We start from the raw sequence: 20,575 nt of genomic DNA on the forward strand, positions 1-20,575 counted from the left end.
GGCCGGCCCCGTTGCCAAGCCCGAGCGTATCAGCGGCCCGTGCCGAGCAACAGCGCGGTCAGCACCGGATCGCCGGTGCGGCGCGGATCGGCGCGGATCGCCGCTTCCTCCCGCCCGATCGCGCGGAAGATCGCATTGCCCGCCTGATCGGCGGCGCTCCGCGCAATGGCGGTATAATCGATGCCGGTCTGCGCGGTGACGATCGCCGACAGGATTTCGGTCGCGTCCGATCGCAGGCCGCTGGAAAATTCGGGGAACATCGCCTCGATCACCGCGCCGCGTGCCGATTGTGCCAGCAGGTCGGTGGCGGCGGTCGGGCCGCCACGCAGCACCGCGACCGCATCGGCCAGCGTCAGGCCGCGGATCGAATCGAGCACGACCGGCGTCGCCCGGTCGGCGGCATCGACCGCGATATCGTTCAGCGCCATGGCGATCCGCCCGCGTACCGCATTGGTGCGCAGGACGGCGGCCAGCACGTTGTTCTGCCCACCGGTGTCCGGCAGGGTCAGGCGGGTCAGCTGGTCCTCGTAAAAGCCGCCCGGACGGATCAGTCGTTCGAACGCGCGCTGGCTGGACAGTGTGAGCAGGCGGCGCACGCCTTCCTCGACACTGTAGCTGCCGAGCGGGGTGGCGCAGCCGCCGAGCACGGCGACGGGGAGGACGAGGGCGGCGGCACCGAGGATACGGCGACGCGACAGCGGGGTATGAATCATGACGGGACTCTCCGGATGCGCTTTGTGCTGCCAACGCAGGCGATGCCCTCCGGTGCCGTGTCCGCCGTGAACCGACGTTGAACCGGACATCGTTTTGCTTCCGTTTCGTGGCGGGGGGCATTGCCGCCGGAGGCTATGCGCCCTAGCTACCGGGGCATGGCTGATCCCTATGCAACCCTGGGCGTCGCGCGCGGCGCGACCGAAGCAGACATCAAGAAGGCGTATCGCAAGCTCGCCAAGGAGCTGCACCCCGACCGCAACAAGGATAACAAGGCCGCGTCTGACCGGTTCAGCAAGGTCACGCAGGCCTATGACCTGCTGACCGACAAGGACAAGCGTGCGCGGTTCGACCGGGGGGAGATCGACGGCGACGGCAATCCGGCATCGCCGTTCGGGTTCGGCACCGGTGGCGGCCCTGGCGGCTTTCGCCCTGGTCCGGGCGGACGCGGCGGGTTCGACATGGGGTCCGAGGGTCAGGGCGGCGACTTTTCGGATATTTTCGAAGGGCTGTTCGGCGGACGCGGCGGTGCGGGTGCGGGTGCCGGTGGCGGCGGCTTTGCCAGCGGCTTCGGTCGGCGGCCGCAGCCCAAGGGCGGCAATGTCGCGTACCGGCTGAAGGTGCCGTTCGAGGATGCGGCGACGCTCAGCCCGCAACGGATCACGCTGGCGGACGGCAAGACCATCGACCTGAAACTGCCCGCGGGCGTCGATACCGGCACGCAGATGCGCCTGACCGGCAAGGGCGATGCGGGGCCGGGCGGTGCGGGCGACGCGATCGTCACGGTCGAGGTGCAGCCGCACCGTTTCTATACCCGCGACGGCGACGATGTGCGGATCGACCTGCCGATCAACCTCGCTGAAGCGGTGCTGGGCGGAAAAGTGCGCGTGCCGACCGTCGAGGGCGCGGTGATGCTGAGCGTGCCCAAGGGCGCGACGTCGGGCAAGACGCTGCGGCTTAAGGGGCGGGGATTCCACCGGAAAGACGGCACGCGCGGCGATCAGCTGGTCACGCTGATGATCGACCTGCCGGCCGACGATGCCGAGCTGACGGCGTTTGTCGAAGGTTGGAGCGCCGCGGACACGGACCCGAGGGCGAAGCTGGGCGTTTGATCCGCCTGCGAAACCAATCGAAACGAAGCTGATGACCGAGCCGTCCCCGACCACCCCCGAGGCCCGGCAGCGTGAAGGGCGCCCTGCGCTCGCGCGGCTGCGCCCGTCCGCGCGTGCGATCGAGGTTATCAAACGTGTCGCGATCGGCACGTTCAACGATGGCTTCACCCATGCCGGCAACCTCGCCTATCTCTCGCTGCTGACGCTGTTCCCGTTCTTCATCGTCGCGGCGGCGATCGCGCGCGCGGTCGGGCGCAGCGGCGACAGCATCCATGCGGTGACCGCATTCCTCGACACCGTGCCGCGCGACGTGGCGGTGGTGCTGCAGCAACCGATCCTCGACGTGTTGCAGGCGCGGTCGGGGTCGCTGCTCTGGCTGGGTGCGCTGGTGGGGTTGTGGACCACGACCGGCTTTATCGAAACGGTGCGATCGATCCTGCGTCAGGCGTACGGCATCCCGTTTTCGCGGCCGTTCTGGGAATATCGGCTGGGGTCGATCGGGCTGATCGTTGGGTCGGTGGTGATGCTGATGCTGGCGTTCAGCCTTCAGGTCGTGCTGGTCGGCGTGGAGCAGGTCATCTATCGCCTGCTGCCGTTCCTGCAGCCCTATGCCGCCTATCTGTCGATTGCGAAGCTGTTCCCCGCGCTGGCGCTGTTCATCGCGCTCTACACGCTGTTCTACACGCTCAGCCCCAAGAAATATCGCACGTCGAACTGCCCGAAATGGCCGGGCGCGGTGGCGACGGCCAGCGTGTGGATCGGCACGACCCAGCTGCTGCCGCTCGCGATCGATGCGCTGGGGGGATATGACCGGACCTATGGCAGCCTGGCCGGCGTGATGATCGCGCTGTTCTTCTTCTACATCGTCGGGCTGGGCGTCGTGATCGGCGGCGAATTGAACGCGGCGCTGGCGGAAACACCCGACCCTGCGCTAGAGGGTGCGGCTACAGACGAAAGAGGGACAGTCGCGTGAACGGTTTGATGCAGGGCAAGCGGGGGGTCATCATGGGCCTCGCCAACGATCGGTCGCTGGCCTGGGGCATCGCCAAGCAGCTCGCCGCACAGGGGGCAGAGCTGGCCTTCACCTATCAGGGTGAGGCGCTGGAGCGCCGCGTACGGCCGCTGGCGACCGAGCTGGGCGCCGACTTCCTGATCGAATGCGACGTGTCGGACATGGGCGCGCTGGATACCGCGTTTGACACCATCGCGGCGCGCTGGCCGACGATCGACTTCGTCGTCCATGCCATCGGCTTTTCGGACAAGAACGAGCTGCGCGGCCATTATTACGACACCAGCCTCGACAATTTCCTGATGACGATGAACATCAGCGTCTATTCGTTCACGGCGGTCGCCAAGCGGGCGCGGGCGCTGATGCCGAACGGCGGGTCGCTGGTCACGCTGACCTATTACGGGTCGGAAAAGGTCGTGCCGCATTACAACGTGATGGGTGTGGCCAAGGCCGCGCTCGACATGTCGGTCAAGTATCTGGCGATGGACATGGGGCCGGAGAATATCCGGGTGAACGCCATTTCGGCCGGCCCGATCAAGACGCTGGCCGCCAGCGGCATCGGCGATTTCCGCTACATCCTGAAGTGGAACGAACTGAATTCGCCGCTGCGCCGCAACGTCACGATCGACGATGTGGGCGGTGCGGGGCTGTACCTGCTGAGCGACCTGTCGAGCGGCGTCACCGGCGAAATCCATCATGTCGATGCCGGTTACAACGTCATCGGCATGAAGGCCGAGGACGCGCCCGACATCGCGCTGTCGTAAGTCCGTGAGCGTCATCCGGGCGGCGACCGGTGCGGATGCGCCGGCGGTGGATGCGTTGCTGCGCGCCTGTTTCCCGCGTGACGAAGAGGCGCGGCTGGTCCAGCAACTTGCGATCGACGGTGATCTGGTGCTGGTGCTGGTCGCCGAGGATGCGGGCGCGCTGGTGGGCATGATCGCCGCCAGCCGGATGCAGGTCACCGCCGACACACGCGAAATTGCCGCCGTTGCGCTTGCGCCGCTGGCGGTGGCGCGAGACGCGCGCGGGCAGGGCGTGGGCGAGGCGCTGGTCGCCGCCGCCATCGCCCATCTGCGCAGTGCGCGGGTCGAGCTGGGCTTCGTGCTGGGCGATCCGGATTATTATGGCCGCTTCGGGTTCGAGGCGGCGACGGCGCACGGGTTCGACAGCCCTTATGCCGGTGAGAACTTGCTGGGCATTCGCCCGAACGATGGACCCTGCGTCCACACACCCGGCGCGGCGGTCCATGCCCGCGCCTTTGCGGCTTTGGGGGAGGACGCATGAGCCACAACAGCTTCGGGCATCTGTTCCGCTTCACAACCTGGGGCGAGAGCCATGGGCCGGCGCTGGGCGCGGTGGTCGACGGGTGTCCGCCGGGACTGGCCTTGAGCGAGGGCGATATCCAGCCGTTCCTCGATGCGCGGCGGCCGGGCACCAGCCGCTTCACGACGCAGCGGCGCGAGCCGGATGCGGTGCGCATCCTGTCGGGGGTGTTCGACGGGCGCACGACCGGCACGCCGATCAGCCTGATGATCGAGAATGTCGACCAGCGGTCGAAGGATTATTCGGAGGTCGCCAAGGCCTATCGCCCCGGCCATGCCGATTACGCCTATGACGCGAAATACGGCTTTCGCGACTATCGCGGCGGCGGGCGGTCGTCGGCGCGCGAGACCGCGGCGCGGGTCGCGGCAGGCGCGGTGGCGCGGCTGGTGATCCCGGAGGTGACGATCACCGCCTGGGTCGAATCAATCGGCGGCGATGCGATCGATCCGGCGAACTTCGATGCGGCGGAGATCGGCCGTAACCCGTTCTTCTGCCCCGATGCCGCCGCCGCGCAGCGCTGGGAAACGCTGGTCGATGGCGCGCGCAAGGCCGGGTCGTCTCTGGGCGCGGTCGTCGCGTGCCGGGCCGAGGGCGTGCCGGCGGGCTGGGGCGCGCCGCTCTATGCCAAGCTGGATGCCGAACTGGCCAGTGCCACCATGTCGATCAACGCGGTCAAGGGCGTGGAGATCGGCGACGGCTTTGCAGCGGCTTCGCTGTCGGGCGAGGCCAATGCCGACCCGATGCGGCCGGGTGCGGAGGGTGTCGAGTTCCTCGCCAACCATGCGGGTGGCATTGCCGGCGGGATTTCGACCGGGCAGCCGGTGACGCTGCGCGTGGCGTTCAAGCCGACCAGCTCGATCCTGACGCCGGTCGAGACGATCGGGCCGGACGGGCAGGCGACCACGATCGCGACCAAGGGGCGGCATGACCCGTGCGTCGGCATTCGCGGGGTGCCAGTGGTCGAGGCGATGGTCGCGCTGGTGCTGGCCGACCAGAAGCTGCGCCATCGCGGGCAGGTCGGGTAAGCGAGCGTAGCAAACCGCCGGCCGTTGTCCCGCCACGGCCGGTCCCTGATCCGATGCTGTCGCGGGATGAGCCGTGGGGAACTGGCGGACCCATCGCTTAGGTAACGCATTGAAAGTCCTGCTTGATGCAAGGAGACTTTCGATGCGCAAGACCATTGTCACGAGCCTGCTGATCCTGTGCGGTTCGACCGCGGCCGTCGCGCAGGTGACGCCGACCCAGACCAGCCCGACCGCGCCGACGACGACGCAGGGGCCGATCGACCCCAGCCGTCCGACCCAGCCTGCACCGCAGACGACCGGCCCGACCAACCCGGTCGACGCCCCGACCGATCCGACGCGTCCGGGTGAGTCGAAGGCCGATACCACGACGACCGACGACACCACGACGACGGCCCCCACGGGCGATACGCCGACAGCCCGGCCGGCGCCCGGTACGCCGCGATAAGCGGTGGCGTGAAAAAAAAGGCCCGCCCGGATCGCTCCGGGCGGGCCTTTTGCTTATCGACGTCGGAAAACTTCCACGTAATCCGTTCGTCCTGAGTAGCCATTGAGCCTGTCGAAATGGCGTATCGAAGGACCTGAGGCGCAGGTGCTTCGATACGGGTCTTCGACTTCGCTCAGCCCCTACTCAGCACGAACGGTTTCAATGGGATTTCCGACCGTTCAAATGGAATGACCTATCAATCCGCGAAGGGGTCGCGGACCAGGATCGTGTCGTCGCGTTCCGGGCTGGTCGATACCAGCGTCACCGGGCACTGGATCAGTTCCTCGATGCGGCGGATATACTTGATCGCCTGTGCCGGCAGTTCGGCCCAGCTGCGCGCACCTGCGGTCGATTCCGACCAGCCGGGCATGGTTTCGTAGATCGGCTCCACCTTCGCCTGTTCGGCGGCATGGGCGGGGAAATAGTCGAGCACCTGGTCGCCGAGGCGATAACCGGTGCAGATCGCCACTTCCTCGAACCCGTCGAGCACGTCGATCTTGGTCAGCGCAATACCAGTGATGCCGCCGACCGCCGCCGCCTGCCGCACCAGCACGCTGTCGAACCAGCCGCAGCGGCGCTTGCGCCCCGTCACGGTGCCGAATTCATGGCCGCGCACGCCCAAACGCTCGCCGGTGTCGTTCTCCAGCTCGGTCGGGAACGGGCCGGAGCCGACGCGGGTGGTGTACGCCTTGGCGATGCCCAGCACGAAGCCGACCGCGCCCGGACCCATGCCCGACCCGCCCGCCGCGGTGCCGGCGATGGTGTTGGACGAGGTGACGAACGGGTAAGTGCCGTGGTCGATGTCGAGCAGCACGCCCTGCGCCCCTTCGAACAGGATGCGCTTGCCGTTTGCCTTGGCCTGCGCCAGCACGCGCCACACCGGCTGGGCATAGGGCAGCACAAAATCGGCGATCTCGCGCAGTTCGGCGATCAGCGCGGCGCGGTCGACAGCGGGTTCGTTGAAGCCGGCGCGCAGCGCGTCGTGATGCGCGGTCAGGCGGTCGAGCTGCGGTTCCAGCTGGTCGAGATGGGCGAGGTCGCACACGCGGATCGCGCGGCGGCCGACCTTGTCCTCATACGCCGGGCCGATGCCGCGGCGGGTGGTGCCGATCTTGCCCGCGCCGCTGGCATCCTCGCGCAGACCGTCGAGGTCGCGGTGGAAGGGGAGGATCAGCGTACAGGTCTCGGCGATCATCAGCGTGTCCGGGGTGACCGACACGCCCTGTTCGCGCAGACGCTCGACTTCCGCCTTCAGTGCCCATGGATCGAGCACGACGCCGTTGCCGACGATCGACGGCGTGCCGCGCACGATGCCCGAGGGGAGCAGCGACAATTTATAGGTGGTGCCGCCGACGACCAGCGTGTGGCCGGCATTGTGCCCGCCCTGAAACCGGACGACCATGTCGGCGCGTTCCGCCAGCCAGTCGACGATCTTGCCCTTGCCCTCGTCACCCCATTGGGCGCCGATCACCGCTACGTTCGCCACGTCCATACCCTCATGCAATGCGCGTTTCCGCGCTGCACTAGGGCGCTACGCGCCCCGCGTCCACCGTGCGCGCAGGGGGCGCGGCGGGAATGTGACGATAGAGTTGCGTTTCCTCGCGCCGGATGCGGTCGGCCAGCGCCGCCGCCAGCGCCCGCGACGCCGCTTCGAAGGCGGCGGGGTCCGCCTCGATCCGCCGGGCGTCCCAATCCTGCATATAGGCTTTGAAAGCGTCGGACAGCCCGCCCATCTCCGCCTCGAATTGTTGCGAGAGGCGGATGGCAGCCGGGTCGCCGCTGCGCTGGAGCAGCGGGTGGAGCAGCCGGTCCTCCTTCGCCAGATGGGCGAGCAGCAGGCGGCTCATCCGCCAGCGGACCTGCGCGATATCGGCGATGGGCGGCGGACGCTGCGCGGCATGGCGCAACAGGTCGCCGAGCATCGCGCCCAGTTCGGCGTGTTCCGCGATCAGCGTGTGGCGTTCGAGTTGCATGGGCGACGCTCCCTTCGGCATTCGACCCTGCATCGGCACATCCTAACGAAGCGTGTAGACGGCGGCTCGACATTACGCGCGACGGCGCGCAAACCGGGGGCAGAACAGTAAAGGAGAGTGTGCCGCATGAAACTCGCGAGCCTCAAGCACGGCCGGGATGGCCGGTTGGTCGTCGTGTCGAACGACCTTGCCTGGTATGCCGATGCGAGCGGGATCGTGCCGACGTTGCAGGCGGCGCTGGACGATTGGGACGCCTATGAGGGCGACCTGCGCAATCTGGCGACCGACCTCGACCATGACGTGATCCCCAAGGAACGCTTCCATGAACGCGACGCCGCGTCGCCGCTGCCGCGGGCGTATCAGTGGGCGGACGGGTCGGCCTATGTGAACCATGTCGCGCTGGTGCGACAGGCGCGCGGGGCGGAGATGCCCGAGACGTTCTGGCACGATCCGCTGATGTATCAGGGCGGGTCGGACGGCTTCCTGTCCCCGCGCGATCCGATCCCGCTCGGCGATGCGGCGTGGGGCTGCGATTTCGAGGCCGAGGTGGTGGTCGTGACCGGCGACGTTGCCCTGGGTGCGTCGCGCGAGGAGGCGCTGGCGGCGGTGCGGCTGGTCGGGTTGACCAACGACGTGTCGCTGCGTGGCCTTATTCCGGGCGAGCTGGCCAAGGGGTTCGGGTTCTTCCAGTCGAAGCCGGCTTCGGCCTTTTCGCCCGTGTTCGTCACGCCCGACGCGCTGGGCGACTGGTGGCAGGACGGCAAGCTGCACCGGCGGATGTGCGTCGACCTGAACGGCAAGCCGTTCGGGCGGGCGCAGGCGGGCGAGGACATGACGTTCGATTTCGGCACGCTGATCGCGCATGCCGCCAAGACGCGCGCGTTGGGTGCGGGCACGATCATCGGGTCGGGCACGGTGTCGAACCGCGACGGGGATGGTGGTCCGGGCAAGCCGGTGGCGGACGGCGGCGTCGGCTATTCCTGCCTGGCGGAACTCCGCACGGTCGAGACGATCCGCGGTGGCGAGGCGCAGACGCCGTTCCTGCAAAGCGGGGACACGGTGCGCATCTGGGCCGAGGATGACCGGCATCATCCGATCTTCGGCGTGATCGAGCAGACGGTGGCGTAAGGGGCACGACCTCTGAGCAAGACGGAACACCCCCGGCGGTTGCGGATTGAACCGGTATCGCAACTATCCGGGGGTGCCATGTCCATCGTTCGAACCTGTCGCTGGCTGATGCCGGCCCTGCTGGCGGGCTGCACCATGGCGGACGGGCCGCGCCCGGCGACCGGTGGCCAAGCGATGCGCTCCGCCGCGGTGCCCACGCCCGCCGACCGGTTCGGGCCGTTGTTCGAAGCGGTCCAGATGCGGCGCATCTTTCCCGACGGAAAAACCTTTGTCGATGCGGTGCCCAGGCGGCCCGATGCCGCGATCCTGGCCGATTTCCGCAAGGGTAATTTCGATGACGCCGCGCTGAAGGCGTTCGTGCTGGCCAATTTCGACGTGCCCGGCCTAGCCCCGGTGCCCGAGTCCGATCATGGCCCGCGCCTGCCGATCGAGCGGCATATCGCCGGACTTTGGCCACACCTGACGCGGGAGCCGGTGACGCCACCCACCGGGTCGAGCGCGCTGGCGGTCGGCGACCGGTTCGTCGTGCCGGGTGGGCGGTTTCGCGAGCTGTATTATTGGGACAGCTATTTCACGATGCTGGGGCTGGTCGCCGACGGGCGGCAGGATCTGGTCGAATCGATGCTCGACGGCTTCGTCGATCTGGTCGAGCGGTATGGCCATGTGCCCAACGGCACGCGCAGCTATTATCTCAGCCGGTCGCAGCCGCCGTTCCTGTACCTGATGATGGGGTTGTCGCAGAACCGCGATCCGAAGGTCGCCGCCCGGCGGCTGGCGGCGCTGAAGCGCGAACATGCGTTCTTCACTTCGCCCGAACGGTCGGTGACCCTGCCCGGCGGGGCGGTGCTGCAACATTATTGGGACGCGCGGACCACCCCCCGCGACGAGTCGTGGCGCGAGGATGTCGAGACGGCGAATGTCGCCGGGCGACCGGCCGGCGACACCTATCGTGAGCTGCGCGCCGGGGCGGAGAGCGGCTGGGACTTCTCATCGCGCTGGCTGGCCGATGGCAGGACGCTGGCGACGATCGATACGACCAGCATATTGCCTGCCGACCTGAACAGCCTGTTGTGGGGCATGGAGCAGGCGATTGCCGAGGGCGCGGCAAAGGCGGGCGACGCGGCGACGGCACGGGATTTTGCCGATCGGGCGGCGAAGCGGGGTGCGGCGATCGATCGCTGGCTGTGGAGCGAGGCGGAAGGGCGTTATGGCGACTATGACGTCAAGCGGCTGCTGCTGCGCGACGGGGTGACGGCGGCGACGGCCTATCCGCTGTTCGTCGGGCTGACGACGGGGCCACGCGCGGCACGGGTGGCGGGCACGATCGAGCGGCAGTTGCTGGCACCGGGGGGCTTGCGGACCACCACGGTCGATACCGGGCAGCAATGGGACAAGCCCAATGGCTGGGCACCGCTGCAATGGATCGCGGTCGCCGGGCTGGACCGCACCGGCAACCGCGCGCTGGCCGACAAGATCGCGCAGCGCTTCCTGGCGAGCGTCGCGCGCGAATATGCCGCGTCGGGCAAGCTGGTCGAGAAATATGACGTCGAGGAGGTGAAGCCGGGCGGTGGCGGGGAATATCCGCTGCAGGACGGGTTCGGATGGACCAACGGCGTCACGCGGGCGCTGATGGTGCGGGGGGCGGTGACGAATGGGGCCAAAGTTCACTAAGTTCACACTCGTGCGCGTTTTGCGTGGTGTCGGTGCCTTGGCGAAATTGCAGCTTTTGTGCCCCCGCGCAGGCGGGGGTCCAGGGCGTCAAAAGCAACCATTGTTCTGCTGGGTTCTGGGCCCCCGCCTGCGCGGGGGCACGGCCGTTCATAAGGCGACGTGGTTCAAACGGACGGTTCAAAGAGCGATGCCGAGTTTGCCATCCCGCCGGCGTGTAGGAAAGCTCACGCCGTCCAGGCCGCAACGTCCTCCTGCTGGCCGATCAGCGCGAGGCCGTGGGCGACCGAGGTCAGTTCGTTGCCCGATGCCAGCCGGCCTTCCCCGAACCGGTCGGCAAAGGCGCGGCGGATGGCGGGGGTGAGCGAGGTGCCGCCGGTCAGGAACACGCGGTCGATCGCGTCCGGCTCCAGCCCCGCCACGTCCAGCGCGCGGTCGACGGTCGCCATGATCCGGGCGAGATCGTCGGCGATCCATTGTTCGAACTGGTCGCGCGTCACCTGCGCCTTGATAGCGATGCCGCCCCCTTCGAACGCGAAGGTCGCTTCGTCGCCGCGTGACAGGGCGCGCTTCACCTGTCCGACCGCGTCGTAGAGCGGGTAGCCCTGTTCACCCTCGATCACCGCGATCATCCGTTCGATCGCGGCGGGATCGGTCGCGGCGCGGCGGAGCTTGTCGAGTTCGGCCATCGTCTTGCGATTGCGCATCAGCGCCAAGCGCGACCAGTCGGTGAAGTCGGTGAAATGGCCCGCCGGAATCTCCAGCACCTTGTCGAACGAACGATAGGTGCCGCCCTTGCCCAAGAGCGGCAGGACGAGCTTGTCGAGGATGCGGCGATCGAACTGGTCGCCGGCGATGCCGATGCCGGCATGGCCGAGCGGCCGGGCGCGGCGCTCGCTGCCGGGGGTTTCGAGGCGCACGACTGAAAAGTCGCTGGTGCCGCCGCCGAAATCGGCGACGAGGATGGTCGCGGCCTCCTCCAGCGTCGCGGCATGACTGAATGCGGCGCCGAGTGGCTCGTAGACATAGGCCACTTCAGCACCTAACGCGGCGAACATCGCATCGTAGCGCGTCCTCGCGAGCGCTTCGTCGGGGCGGTGGCCGGCATAGGTGATCGGGCGGCCGACGACGATCCGCCTTGCCCCGTTCAGCACGCCATGCGCGCGGGCGGCGAGCCGGTCGAGGAAGGCGCGGCCGAGGTCTTCGAACCGGTAGCGTTTGGTGAAGATCGGCGCGGTGTCGAAGCTGGGGCTGGCGGCGACCGACTTGAACGATTGCAGGAACCGGCAGCCTTCGGGGAATTGCAGATATTCGTCGATCGCCCACGGGCCCGCCTCCACCGCGATGCCGCCGGGCACATCATCCTGCCAGAAGCACAGCGCCGAGCGGAACACGGCGTCGGCACCATCGGGGCCGTCGAGCGGTACGAGGGTCGCGCCATCGGCATCGGCGCGGGCGAGGACGGAATTGGTGGTGCCGAAATCTAGGCCGAGGGACATGGGGAGGGCTCCGGGCAGCGGCGGGTCGCCCTACACGGGTTGGTTCGGTTTGTCTTGGGGGTGTTGGGGTATCGCTGCGAAGGCGGTTGCCGGGGGGTACCGGCCGGTGGACCGCGCATGGGCGTATCCCCGCGCAGGCGGGGATCCAGGTGCGATGCGGACGTTGCATCCGTCTCGGTCAGGCGTATCCCCGCGCAGGCGGGGATCCAGGGCCACGCAAACAAGCGCCTGCGTATGTGGCCCTGGACCCCCGCCTGCGCGGGGGTACGGCAGTTGGTTGGTGGGGGCTGTTCTTCCCCGACGTACCTCGGCGGAGGCAGAGGCACGATTGGGGTTGGGTTAGCGGGTTGCCCGGACTGGAGCCGGTGCCGGCGCATTGGCTACCGGCGGGGTTCCTGCCGGAGCGGCGCCAACCGGCGGGGGCGGCGGGAGCTGCCCGTTCGCCGGCGGGGGCGGCGGGGCTGCGCCATCGGTGGGCGGCGGGGGCGGGGGCATCGCACCCGGGGCGCAACCCGGACCGCCGGGACCGCCGGGGCCACCGGGACCGCGTGCGTCGGGACCACCCGGACCATGCGGGCCGGGGCCGCGACCTTCGGGGCCGTGGCCGGGGCGGGACGGCGGCGGGCCGACCGGCGTCACCTTGCCCGCCGCATCGACGACATAGGATGCGCGCAGCTGTCCATCGTCATAGCGGCCCTGCACCTGCACCGGTGCGCCCTTCGTCACGCCCGCGTCGCGGGCACCGTCGACCATCGCCTTGCCGCTGCCGTCCTGCACCACGAAGCGGTCGCCATAGACCTCCGCCACGCGGCCCTTGACCGTCACCACGCCGCTGCTGCTGGCAAGGCGCGCGACCGGGGTCGCGATGGTCGGGGCCATTTCGACGCCGGGCCGGGTCAGCGACACTGCGCTCGCCCCGCCCGCCGCGCCGATGGCAAGGCCAATTGCGACGCCGAGGCCGAGCTTGCCGGTGCTGCCCAAAGACAATTTCGCCATGTGCTTCACTCCTTCGTTGTTCGATGAAGCCGTTGTAGCGATTCGCGCCCTCGCCACGCTGAACCCGGCGGTTCAGTTTCGGTTTAAGCGGCGTTGGCATTGGCACTGCCGTTCGTCCTGCGTAGCCATCGAGCAACGTCGAAAGGGCGTATCGAAAGACCCTGATGAGGGAATGCTTCGATACGGGCCTTCGACAAACTCGGTCCCTACTCAGCACGAACGGGGGGGCGTGGCGGGAAGAGATAAGAACGATGCGCATCTTGTTAGTCGAGGACGATCCCGATCTGGGCCCCGCCATCGCGCGGGCATTGCGCGGCGAACAATGCGCGGTCGACCTGTGTGCCAGCGGGATCGATGCACAGCATCTGGGCGAGACCGAGCGCTATGACGTGGCGGTGCTCGACCTGGGGCTGCCCGACCGCGAGGGGACGGCGGTGCTGAAAGGCTGGCGCGAGGGTGGGCGCGACCTGCCGGTGCTGGTGCTGACCGCGCGCGACGGGTGGTCGGACAAGGTGGCCGGGTTCAAGGCCGGCGCCGACGATTTCCTGACCAAGCCGTTCCGGATCGAGGAACTGATGATGCGGCTGCGCGCGCTGGTGCGGCGGTCGGCCGGGCATGGCGCGACGCGGATCGCGTGCGGGCCGCTGGCGTACGAGACGCAGACCGGGGTGTTCGAGCTGGACGGGCTGCCGATCAAGCTGACCGCGCTGGAACACCGGGTGCTGGCCGCGCTGATGCTGGCGAAGGAGGCGGTGATCGAGCGGCTGGACCTGATGGAGCGGGTCTATGAGGGCGATGCCGATGTCGATTCCAACAGTCTGGAGGTCATCATCGGGCGGCTGCGCAAGAAGATCGGCGCGTCGCTGATCGAGACGGTGCGCGGGCGGGGATATCGGCTGACGGCGGGGGAGGCGTGAGGGTGCCGCGGTCGATCCACGCCCGGATGCTGGCGCTGTCGGTCGTGACGACGCTGGTCGCGCTGCCGGTGGCGGGAGTCGCGATCGGCGGGGTGCTGGAGCGGTTCGTGACGCATGGTGTCGACGAACGGCTGGCCGACCGGTTGCAGTTGCTGGGCGCAGTGGTGCGTCCCGATGGCAGCATCGACGGCGCACTGTTGGCGCGGCCGGGGGTGGAGGACGGCTTTGCACGGGGCGGGGTTTGGACGATCGACGCGCCGGGCGGAGCGCTGGGCAGTGCGATGCTGCCGATCGCGGTGCCGCCGCCGCGCGGGCCGCGTCCGCCGCTCGCCCGGGCGGAGGGAACACCGTTCGATACCGAACTGGCCGATGGCTCGCGGATGCACGGGCTGATCCAGCTGCGCGAGACGCCGGCGGGGCCGGTGCGGCTGGGCGTCGCGGTGCCGCGCGCGGCGATCGAGCAGCCGTTGCGGGGGGCGATGCTGCCGCTGCTGGCGACGCTGGCGATCGTAGCGCTGCTGCTGGCGGTGGCGACCCTCGTGCAGCTGCGGCTGGGGCTTCGGCCGCTCAGGACCCTGCGCGAACGGGTGGCGGCGGTGCGGACTGGCGTGGCGGGCGATGTGCCGGAGGACCAGCCCGACGAACTGCGGCCGCTGGCAGTCGAGCTGAACGCGCTGGTGCGGGAGAATGCGGCGGCGCTGGAGACGGCGCGGGCGTCGGCGGCCAATCTGGCGCATGCGCTGAAGACGCCGGTGGCGACGCTGGCGCTCGATCTGGGCGACGATCCCAGGGCGGGCCAGGTGGCGCGGATCGATGCGACCATCCGCCACCATTTGTCGCGGGCGCGCGGCGGGGTGGTCGACCGGCGGGCGGCGACGGCGCTCAGGCCCGCAGTCGAGGCGCTGGTGGACGTGGTGCGTGCGCTGCATCGAGGCGGCGGGGTGACGGTCACGGCGGATATCGTCGCGGTGACGGTCGCGGTCGATGCGGCCGATCTGGACGAATTGGCCGGCAATCTGATCGACAATGCGGCGCGCCACGCCCGGTCGAGCGTCGTCGTGCAGGCGGTGCGCGCCGGGGCGATGGTCCGCCTGTCGGTCAGTGATGACGGCCCCGGCATCCCCGCCGCCGACCGGGTGCGGGCGACCGATCCCGGCGTGCGGCTGGACGAGCGGGGCGACGGGCATGGTTTCGGCCTCGCCATCGTTCGCGATCTGGCGGTGCTCTATGGCGGGCGGCTGGAACTGGAGGCGGCGGACGGCGGCGGGCTGGTCGCCGCCGTCACGCTGCCGGTCAGCGCGGCAGCTGGAACATGAAGCGCTGCGTATTGCCGGTGCAGGCGGTGTTGTTGTCGGGGCGATAGCTGCTGCGAAAGCGGGTGGCGGTCACCATTTCCTGCGCGGCATCGCCGAACACGAACGGCGGATAGGCGGCGATCGTGCGCGGGGTCAGCGTATGGCCGTCGGCGGCGATGTCGAATTCGACCTTTGCCCAGCCTTCGAACCCCATTTCCAGCGCGGCCCGGGGATAACCGCCGCTGGTCGCCCCTGATCTGGCGACGACGGGGGTCGGGGCGATCAGCGCGCACTGGTCGCTGCTGAGGCCGGTGCGACGGAACGCGGCCTGCGCGGCGGCGGTGTCGCCGCCCTGTGCCGACAGGTCGGCGCGGTTGAGCAGCGCGGCGACCTTCAGCGGATGGGTATCAGGCAGCGGCGAGGCCAGCACCGCATCGACCAGTTGCGTGCGTTCGGCACCGCGCACGTCGTTCGAACTGTTGGCGAGCATCATCCGCACCGTCGCGGCCGACAGCGGATCGGCCGCCACCTCCGGCCGGCGCAGGATCGCACGGAAGCCGTCGACGACCTGCGCATAGCTTTTCGCCGCGACATAGGCTTCGCTCAGGCGGAAGCGGGTGGTGACGGCGACCGGGGCGCCCGTCGCCTGCGCCAGCGACAGCGCCTCGGCGATCAGCGGGCGCGAGTCCTCGGCATTGACCAGTTGTGAATTGAACAGCCAGCCGAGCGCGCGCAGTTCGGCGATGCGGTCACCGGCGGCACGCGCGCGCTGCACCTCGGCCTGCGCCAGCGGCAGCGCGCGGGCGGCGGGCAGGTCGGCCCAGGCGAAGGGGGCCGATCCCTTCGATGCCAACCACGCCTCGAACGCATCGTCCAGCGGCTGGGTGATCGACGGGCGTGACGCGGCGGTCGAACAGCGCAGCTCGACCCGCGCCGATTGCCGCCAGAAGGCGGGGATCGCGGTGGCGTCGGCCGGCAGCCACGACCAGTCGCCGACGGCGCGGGCAAAGGCGAGCGCGACCGCGCGGTTGCCGGTGGTGTAGACCGGCGTCACGTTGCGGACGATGCCGTCGTCGCCCAGCGAGAATTCGATGACCGCGACATCGGCGGGCTTCAGGCCGGTGGCGGCGCCGCACGGCGGCAGGTCCATCTGTCGCGCGCCGGCGAAGGGCGCCTTTTCCAGCCGCCCCGCGCCGGTATAGGCGAGATAGGTGCGCGCGCGCTGGCGGTCGCCGGTCAGCAGCGCGGCCTGCGCCAGATCGGCACGGGTGGCGATTTCGGACAGGGTTACCCGGTCGTCCAGCCCGCCCTGTTTCTTCAGCGAATCCTTCAGCACGGTATAGGCGTCGGCGGTGCGCCCGTCGTTCAGCAGGACGCGGGCATAGCGGGTCTGCACCGCCGCCAGCGTGGTCTTGTCGATCGTCGGCTCGGCCTCGGCCAGCCGCTTCGCCTCCTCGGCATAGGCGAGCGCGCGCCCGTCATGGTCGAACGCCAGCGTGCGGGCGAGGGCGAGCAGCGGGATGACACGCTCGACCCCTTTCGACAGGTCCAGCGCGGTCTTGTACGCGGTGGTCGCCGCGTCATAGTCGAAGGCGTCGAACGCCGCATCGCCGAGCGCGATGTTCGCCGCGCCGATATCGGCGGTGAACTCCTCCGGCTTGGCGGACAGGGCGGGCAGGCCGCGCCGGATCGCGGCGATTCCGCCCTCGCGGTCGCCGATCCGGATGCGGCAGATGCCGCCGCGCACCGCGATCGCGCCGGTCAGCAACGCGTTCCTGCTGGTCGTGGTACGCCGTTCGAGCGCCTCGTACAGCTTCACCGCCTCCGCACAGTTGCGGGTGCCGTAGGCGGCGTTGGCGGCGTCGAATTGCGCCTGCAATGGCAATGGCTTGGCCGGAGCGGCGGGCGTCGTCGCCTGGGCGATGGCCATCAGGCCGTGCAGAATCGGTTCGAGCATGTTCCCCCCTGTTCGACGCGAACAAAGCACGGCATCATTACAGCGTCGATGGGGGATGCGATGAAGCGTGGGGCGGGGTTTGGCGGCTGGGCGGTCGCGCTGATGCTGGCGGCGATGCCGGCGGGGGCGGCGACGCCGGCCTATCCCCCGCGTGCGATCCTGCTGTTCGTCGCGTCGTGGTGCGCGCCATGCCATGGCGAGATCGCCGGCCTGCCCGCGCTGCGCGACGCAGCGGGGCCGTGGCGGATGCTGGTCGTGCCGGTCGATCGCGGGCGGGCGACGGTGGCGATGATGGCCGGGGTGCCGGTCGCCGAACGCTGGATGCCCGACGCGGCGACGATGGCGGTGATCCGCGAGGATGTGTTCGGCGGGACGGCGGGGTTGCCGTTCAGCGTCGCGATCGGTGGCGATGGGCGACCGTGCGGCGCGCATCGCGGGGTGCTGAGCGCCGCGCGGGTGGCGGCGTTGCGGGCGGGGTGCGCGCGGTGATTCGTCGCCCCGGACTTGATCCGGGGTCGCGGTTGTTGGCTAGGCTGCAGCAGCAGAAGAAGCGGGACCCCGGGTCAAGCCCGGGGTGACGGGCGTAGTGGAGGTTACAGCGTCACGCTGCCGCCGGTACCGCCGCGCAGGGTGAGGGATTTCACCACATTGCCCTGGCGGACATTCACCTGGTTGACCTGCGCGCGGTACACGTCGGTCAACACGGTCGAGCGCACCGCGACCGTCTTCGGCTTGCGGGGGGCCTTCCCCACATAATCGATGCGGACCTGCGAATGGGTGAGGTCGGTCGTGACATGGGTCAGCGCGACCGGCTTGCCATCGATCGTCAGCGCGAAGTGGCTGAGGACATAGGCCTGCAGCGCGGCGACGGCCTGGGGATCGTCGAGGCTGACCTGTGCGTCCGGCGCGATCTTCGACAGGGCCGGTTCGATGTCGTGCGCCTCGAACCGGTGTGACACGGTGACCTTGCCATCGGCCAGGGTCACGACGGCGAGCGAATCATGCCCACGATGCGCCTGTGCCGGGGCGATCACCGCCACGGCGGCGAGGAGGGCGAGCGGCGCCCTCACTTCGACACCGGCGCGGCATAGGTCTGGAGCGAGCCGGGTTTCACCTGCACGTCGAAATCCTTCATCCGGTTTTCCAGTTCCTCGATATCCTCGATCTCCAGCACGACCGGGCGGATGCTCCCGCGATAGACGTTGTTCGACCGGTCGGCATCGGCGATTTCCAGCAGCGGATCGACCTCCGCACCGGTGATCGTCTTGCCCGTGACATACTGCCACGTCACCGCCTTCGGATTGTAGCGCCACACTTCGGCGGGGATGCGGACGATCTCGGTGCTGTTGTCGCTGAAGGTCAGCTTCAGCGGGATCGGCATGACGAGGCCGCCGATGTTGCGGAACGAGAAGCGGTAGAACTTGTCCTTCACCTGGAACGCGGCGCGTTCCTCCGGCGTCAGCTTTTCGAGCTTTTCGGCCAGGTCGCGGCGCTGTTGCGGGCTGACGGCGAAACGGTCCTGCCGGTCGTAGAAGTCGCGGGTCGCCGGATCGCGTTCGGTCACCGTCTTTTGCCCGGCATTGTTGCGCACCGTCAGCGAGGTGTTGTCGGCGGCGTCGAGCGCACGGCGTTCGCGGGCATTCGCCTCCAGATCGCCGCCGGCGATGCGGCCCTCTACCACCTTGTCCAATGCGATATCGACATGATCGGTCGAATAGAACCAGCCACGCCAGAACCAGTCGAGATCGACGCCGGAGCTTTCCTCCATCGTGCGGAAGAAGTCGTAGGGCGTCGGCCGCTTGAAGCGCCAGCGGGTGGCATATTCGCGGAAGGCGCGGTCGAACAGCTCGCGCCCCAGCACCGTCTCGCGCAGGATGGTGAGCGCGGTGGCCGGCTTGCCGTAGCCGTTGGCACCGAACTGCAGCACCGAATCCGACTGCGTCATCAGGGGAACCTGATTGTCGGACAGCATATACTCGGCAATGTCCTTCGGCTCGCCCCGCCGCGAGGGGAAGTTCTTGTCCCACAGCTTTTCGGCCTGGAACTGGAGGAAGGTGTTCAGCCCTTCGTCCATCCACGTCCACTGGCGTTCGTCGGAATTGACGATCATCGGGAACCAGTCGTGCCCGACCTCGTGGATCACCACGCCGATCAGCCCGGTCTTGGCGCGTTCGGTATAGGTCAGCTGGCCGGTCTTGGCGTCCTTCACCGGGCGCGGCCCGTTGAAGGTAATCATCGGATATTCCATGCCGCCGACGGGTCCGTTGACCGACTGCGCCACCGGATAGGGGTAGGGGAAGGCGAACTTGCCATACACGTCGATGGTGTGGGCGATCGCCTTGGTCGAGAAGGCGTCCCACAGCGGGCGGGCTTCCTTCGGGAAGAAGGACATCGCCATCACGTTGGGGTTGGCGGCATAGTCCTGCCGCACGTTCATCGCGTCCCACGCGAACTTGCGCGACGATGCCCAGCCGAAGTCGCGGACATTCTGCGCGGCGAAGGTCCACGTTTTCGTGCCCGACGCACGGCCGCGTTCGGCGGCGAGTGCTTCGTCGGGGGTGACGATGTACATCGGCGTGGTCGCCGACCTGGCCTGCTCCAGCCGCTGGCGCTGGGTCGCGGTCAGTACCTGATCGGGGTTCTGGAGGATGCCGGTCGCCGAGACGACGTGATCCGACGGCACGGTCAGCGCGACCTTGTAGTCGCCGAATTCCAGCGTGAATTCGCCGGCGTCGAGGAACGCCTTGTTATGCCAGCCCTCATAGTCCGAATAGACGGCGAGGCGCGGGAACCACTGCGCCCCTTCGAAGATGCAGTTGCCGTCCTCGCCGCGTCCGGTGAAGCATTCATAGCCCGAGCGGCCGTCGACGACCTTCTGCTCGGCCATCGGGAACGACCAGTCGATCGACAGCGTGACCTCGCCGCCACCCCCCGCCACCGGCTGCGGCAGTTCGATGCGCAGCAGCGTATCGGTGACGCGGTGGCCGAGCGGCTGGCCATCGGGGCCGCGCACGGCGGAAATGGTGAAGCCGCCTTCCCAATCCTTCAGCTTTTCGAGGCGACGGATTTCGGAAATGCTGATCGATTTGGAATCGGGCACGGTCGCGCTGAGCGAGGCGATCGAGTTGCGCTTGTAATGGTTCTGGTCGAGCAGCAGCCACAGATAGGGCAGCGCGTCGGGCGAGTTGTTGCGATAGCGAATCGTTTCCGTGCCGGTTACGACCTTCGTCGTTTCGTTCAGCGACACCTTGACGTCGTAATCGACCTTCTGCTGCCAGTAGCGATAGCCCGGCGCCCCCGATGCGTTGCGGTAATCGGTCGGGGTCGGCCAGTCCTCGCCCTCCAGCTGGCGGAACTTGTCCTGCCAGTCGCCCTTGGTCTGGCGGATCGGGTCGGCGAGGGCGGGCGTGGTGCCGAGCAGCAGCGCGATCAGCGCGAGGCGGGGGGCAGCGGACAAGCGGGCGGGCCTTTCGGACGA

General features: G+C 68.7%; 19 protein-coding genes. 11 read left to right on the plus strand and 8 right to left on the minus strand.

Annotated features, from left to right (window positions below; genetic code table 11):
* Positions 1 to 29: 29 nt before the first annotated feature.
* Complete coding sequence (locus ASE58_RS06645) at positions 30 to 713, minus strand: DUF4197 domain-containing protein (protein WP_055819028.1); 684 nt, start codon at positions 711 to 713, stop codon at positions 30 to 32.
* Positions 714 to 869: 156 nt separating this feature from the next.
* Between ASE58_RS06645 and ASE58_RS06650 the strand changes: the two genes are divergently transcribed.
* The 6 genes from ASE58_RS06650 to ASE58_RS06675 all read left to right on the plus strand — a co-directional run bounded on the left by ASE58_RS06650 (position 870) and on the right by ASE58_RS06675 (position 5,625).
* Complete coding sequence (locus tag ASE58_RS06650; RefSeq protein ID WP_055819031.1) at positions 870 to 1,823, plus strand: DnaJ C-terminal domain-containing protein; 954 nt, start codon at positions 870 to 872, stop codon at positions 1,821 to 1,823.
* Between the two features lie 31 nt (positions 1,824 to 1,854).
* Positions 1,855 to 2,796 (plus strand): YihY/virulence factor BrkB family protein, encoded by a 942-nt coding sequence (locus tag ASE58_RS06655; RefSeq protein WP_055763066.1) that lies wholly within the window; start codon positions 1,855 to 1,857, stop codon positions 2,794 to 2,796.
* Positions 2,793 to 3,596 carry an enoyl-ACP reductase FabI gene (fabI, locus tag ASE58_RS06660; RefSeq protein WP_055763069.1) on the plus strand — a complete coding sequence of 268 codons (804 nt, stop codon included), beginning with the start codon at positions 2,793 to 2,795 and terminating at the stop codon, positions 3,594 to 3,596. The genes ASE58_RS06655 and fabI overlap by 4 nt, the downstream gene beginning before the upstream one ends.
* 4 nt (positions 3,597 to 3,600) lie before the next feature.
* Positions 3,601 to 4,116, plus strand: a complete 516-nt coding sequence (locus tag ASE58_RS06665; protein WP_055819034.1) for a GNAT family N-acetyltransferase — start codon at positions 3,601 to 3,603, stop codon at positions 4,114 to 4,116.
* Entirely contained in the window at positions 4,113 to 5,180 is a 1,068-nt protein-coding gene (gene aroC / locus ASE58_RS06670) for a chorismate synthase (RefSeq protein WP_055819035.1), read from the plus strand. The genes ASE58_RS06665 and aroC overlap by 4 nt, the downstream gene beginning before the upstream one ends.
* Before the next feature lie 142 nt (positions 5,181 to 5,322).
* Positions 5,323 to 5,625, plus strand: coding sequence for a hypothetical protein (locus ASE58_RS06675; RefSeq protein WP_055819038.1), 303 nt, complete (start codon positions 5,323 to 5,325; stop codon positions 5,623 to 5,625).
* Positions 5,626 to 5,860: 235 nt separating this feature from the next.
* Here ASE58_RS06675 and ASE58_RS06680 read toward each other — a convergent pair whose 3' ends face one another.
* Both ASE58_RS06680 and ASE58_RS06685 read right to left on the minus strand, forming a co-directional pair.
* Positions 5,861 to 7,150, minus strand: a complete 1,290-nt coding sequence (locus ASE58_RS06680; protein ID WP_055819616.1) for an adenylosuccinate synthase — start codon at positions 7,148 to 7,150, stop codon at positions 5,861 to 5,863.
* A 37-nt stretch (positions 7,151 to 7,187) separates the two neighbouring features.
* Positions 7,188 to 7,637, minus strand: coding sequence for a hemerythrin domain-containing protein (locus tag ASE58_RS06685; protein ID WP_055819041.1), 450 nt, complete (start codon positions 7,635 to 7,637; stop codon positions 7,188 to 7,190).
* Between the two features lie 126 nt (positions 7,638 to 7,763).
* Here ASE58_RS06685 and ASE58_RS06690 point away from each other — a divergent pair, with 126 nt between their 5' ends.
* Positions 7,764 to 8,765, plus strand: a complete 1,002-nt coding sequence (locus ASE58_RS06690; protein WP_055819044.1) for a fumarylacetoacetate hydrolase family protein — start codon at positions 7,764 to 7,766, stop codon at positions 8,763 to 8,765.
* Positions 8,766 to 8,843: 78 nt separating this feature from the next.
* Positions 8,844 to 10,436: an alpha,alpha-trehalase TreF gene (treF, locus tag ASE58_RS06695; protein ID WP_082467732.1), complete on the plus strand. Its 1,593-nt coding sequence runs from the start codon at positions 8,844 to 8,846 to the stop codon at positions 10,434 to 10,436.
* A 224-nt stretch (positions 10,437 to 10,660) separates the two neighbouring features.
* Here the strand turns inward: treF and ASE58_RS06700 are convergent, their stop codons facing one another.
* Complete coding sequence (locus tag ASE58_RS06700; protein WP_055819047.1) at positions 10,661 to 11,932, minus strand: Hsp70 family protein; 1,272 nt, start codon at positions 11,930 to 11,932, stop codon at positions 10,661 to 10,663.
* 339 nt (positions 11,933 to 12,271) lie between these two features.
* Positions 12,272 to 12,928, minus strand: a complete 657-nt coding sequence (locus ASE58_RS17875) for a hypothetical protein (RefSeq protein ID WP_156347643.1) — start codon at positions 12,926 to 12,928, stop codon at positions 12,272 to 12,274.
* Between the two features lie 251 nt (positions 12,929 to 13,179).
* Between ASE58_RS17875 and ASE58_RS06710 the strand changes: the two genes are divergently transcribed.
* On the plus strand, positions 13,180 to 13,845 hold the full coding sequence (locus ASE58_RS06710) for a response regulator (RefSeq protein ID WP_055819052.1): 666 nt from the start codon (positions 13,180 to 13,182) through the stop codon (positions 13,843 to 13,845).
* A gap of 2 nt (positions 13,846 to 13,847) precedes the next feature.
* Positions 13,848 to 15,161, plus strand: coding sequence for a sensor histidine kinase (locus ASE58_RS06715; protein WP_235513520.1), 1,314 nt, complete (start codon positions 13,848 to 13,850; stop codon positions 15,159 to 15,161).
* Here ASE58_RS06715 and ASE58_RS06720 read toward each other — a convergent pair.
* On the minus strand, positions 15,139 to 17,097 hold the full coding sequence (locus ASE58_RS06720) for an energy transducer TonB (RefSeq protein WP_055819056.1): 1,959 nt from the start codon (positions 17,095 to 17,097) through the stop codon (positions 15,139 to 15,141). The genes ASE58_RS06715 and ASE58_RS06720 overlap by 23 nt on opposite strands.
* Positions 17,098 to 17,157: 60 nt before the next feature.
* Between ASE58_RS06720 and ASE58_RS18125 the strand changes: the two genes are divergently transcribed.
* Positions 17,158 to 17,586 carry a TlpA family protein disulfide reductase gene (locus ASE58_RS18125; RefSeq protein ID WP_156348641.1) on the plus strand — a complete coding sequence of 143 codons (429 nt, stop codon included), beginning with the start codon at positions 17,158 to 17,160 and terminating at the stop codon, positions 17,584 to 17,586.
* A 104-nt stretch (positions 17,587 to 17,690) separates the two neighbouring features.
* Here ASE58_RS18125 and ASE58_RS06730 read toward each other — a convergent pair whose 3' ends face one another.
* Together ASE58_RS06730 and ASE58_RS06735 are read right to left on the minus strand one after the other, a co-directional pair.
* Positions 17,691 to 18,167 (minus strand): DUF6702 family protein, encoded by a 477-nt coding sequence (locus ASE58_RS06730; RefSeq protein WP_055763102.1) that lies wholly within the window; start codon positions 18,165 to 18,167, stop codon positions 17,691 to 17,693.
* The gene (locus ASE58_RS06735; protein ID WP_235513521.1) at positions 18,164 to 20,554 is read right to left on the minus strand and encodes a M1 family metallopeptidase; all 2,391 of its coding nucleotides are present in this window, start codon (positions 20,552 to 20,554) and stop codon (positions 18,164 to 18,166) included. The genes ASE58_RS06730 and ASE58_RS06735 overlap by 4 nt, the downstream gene beginning before the upstream one ends.
* Positions 20,555 to 20,575: the final 21 nt, after the last annotated feature.

It is taken from the genome of Sphingomonas sp. Leaf9, assembly GCF_001421355.1.
Classification (GTDB): Bacteria; Pseudomonadota; Alphaproteobacteria; order Sphingomonadales; family Sphingomonadaceae; genus Sphingomonas.

Coding starts and splice junctions, on each gene's coding strand:
- ASE58_RS06645 (WP_055819028.1), bottom strand. CDS start 713: ATGATTCATACCCCGCTGTCGCGTCGCCGTATCCTCGGTGCCGCCGCC.
- ASE58_RS06650 (WP_055819031.1), top strand. CDS start 870: ATGGCTGATCCCTATGCAACCCTGGGCGTCGCGCGCGGCGCGACCGAA.
- ASE58_RS06655 (WP_055763066.1), top strand. CDS start 1,855: ATGACCGAGCCGTCCCCGACCACCCCCGAGGCCCGGCAGCGTGAAGGG.
- aroC (WP_055819035.1), top strand. CDS start 4,113: ATGAGCCACAACAGCTTCGGGCATCTGTTCCGCTTCACAACCTGGGGC.
- ASE58_RS06675 (WP_055819038.1), top strand. CDS start 5,323: ATGCGCAAGACCATTGTCACGAGCCTGCTGATCCTGTGCGGTTCGACC.
- ASE58_RS06685 (WP_055819041.1), bottom strand. CDS start 7,637: ATGCAACTCGAACGCCACACGCTGATCGCGGAACACGCCGAACTGGGC.
- ASE58_RS06690 (WP_055819044.1), top strand. CDS start 7,764: ATGAAACTCGCGAGCCTCAAGCACGGCCGGGATGGCCGGTTGGTCGTC.
- treF (WP_082467732.1), top strand. CDS start 8,844: ATGTCCATCGTTCGAACCTGTCGCTGGCTGATGCCGGCCCTGCTGGCG.
- ASE58_RS06700 (WP_055819047.1), bottom strand. CDS start 11,932: ATGTCCCTCGGCCTAGATTTCGGCACCACCAATTCCGTCCTCGCCCGC.
- ASE58_RS17875 (WP_156347643.1), bottom strand. CDS start 12,928: ATGGCGAAATTGTCTTTGGGCAGCACCGGCAAGCTCGGCCTCGGCGTC.
- ASE58_RS06710 (WP_055819052.1), top strand. CDS start 13,180: ATGCGCATCTTGTTAGTCGAGGACGATCCCGATCTGGGCCCCGCCATC.
- ASE58_RS06720 (WP_055819056.1), bottom strand. CDS start 17,097: ATGCTCGAACCGATTCTGCACGGCCTGATGGCCATCGCCCAGGCGACG.
- ASE58_RS18125 (WP_156348641.1), top strand. CDS start 17,158: ATGAAGCGTGGGGCGGGGTTTGGCGGCTGGGCGGTCGCGCTGATGCTG.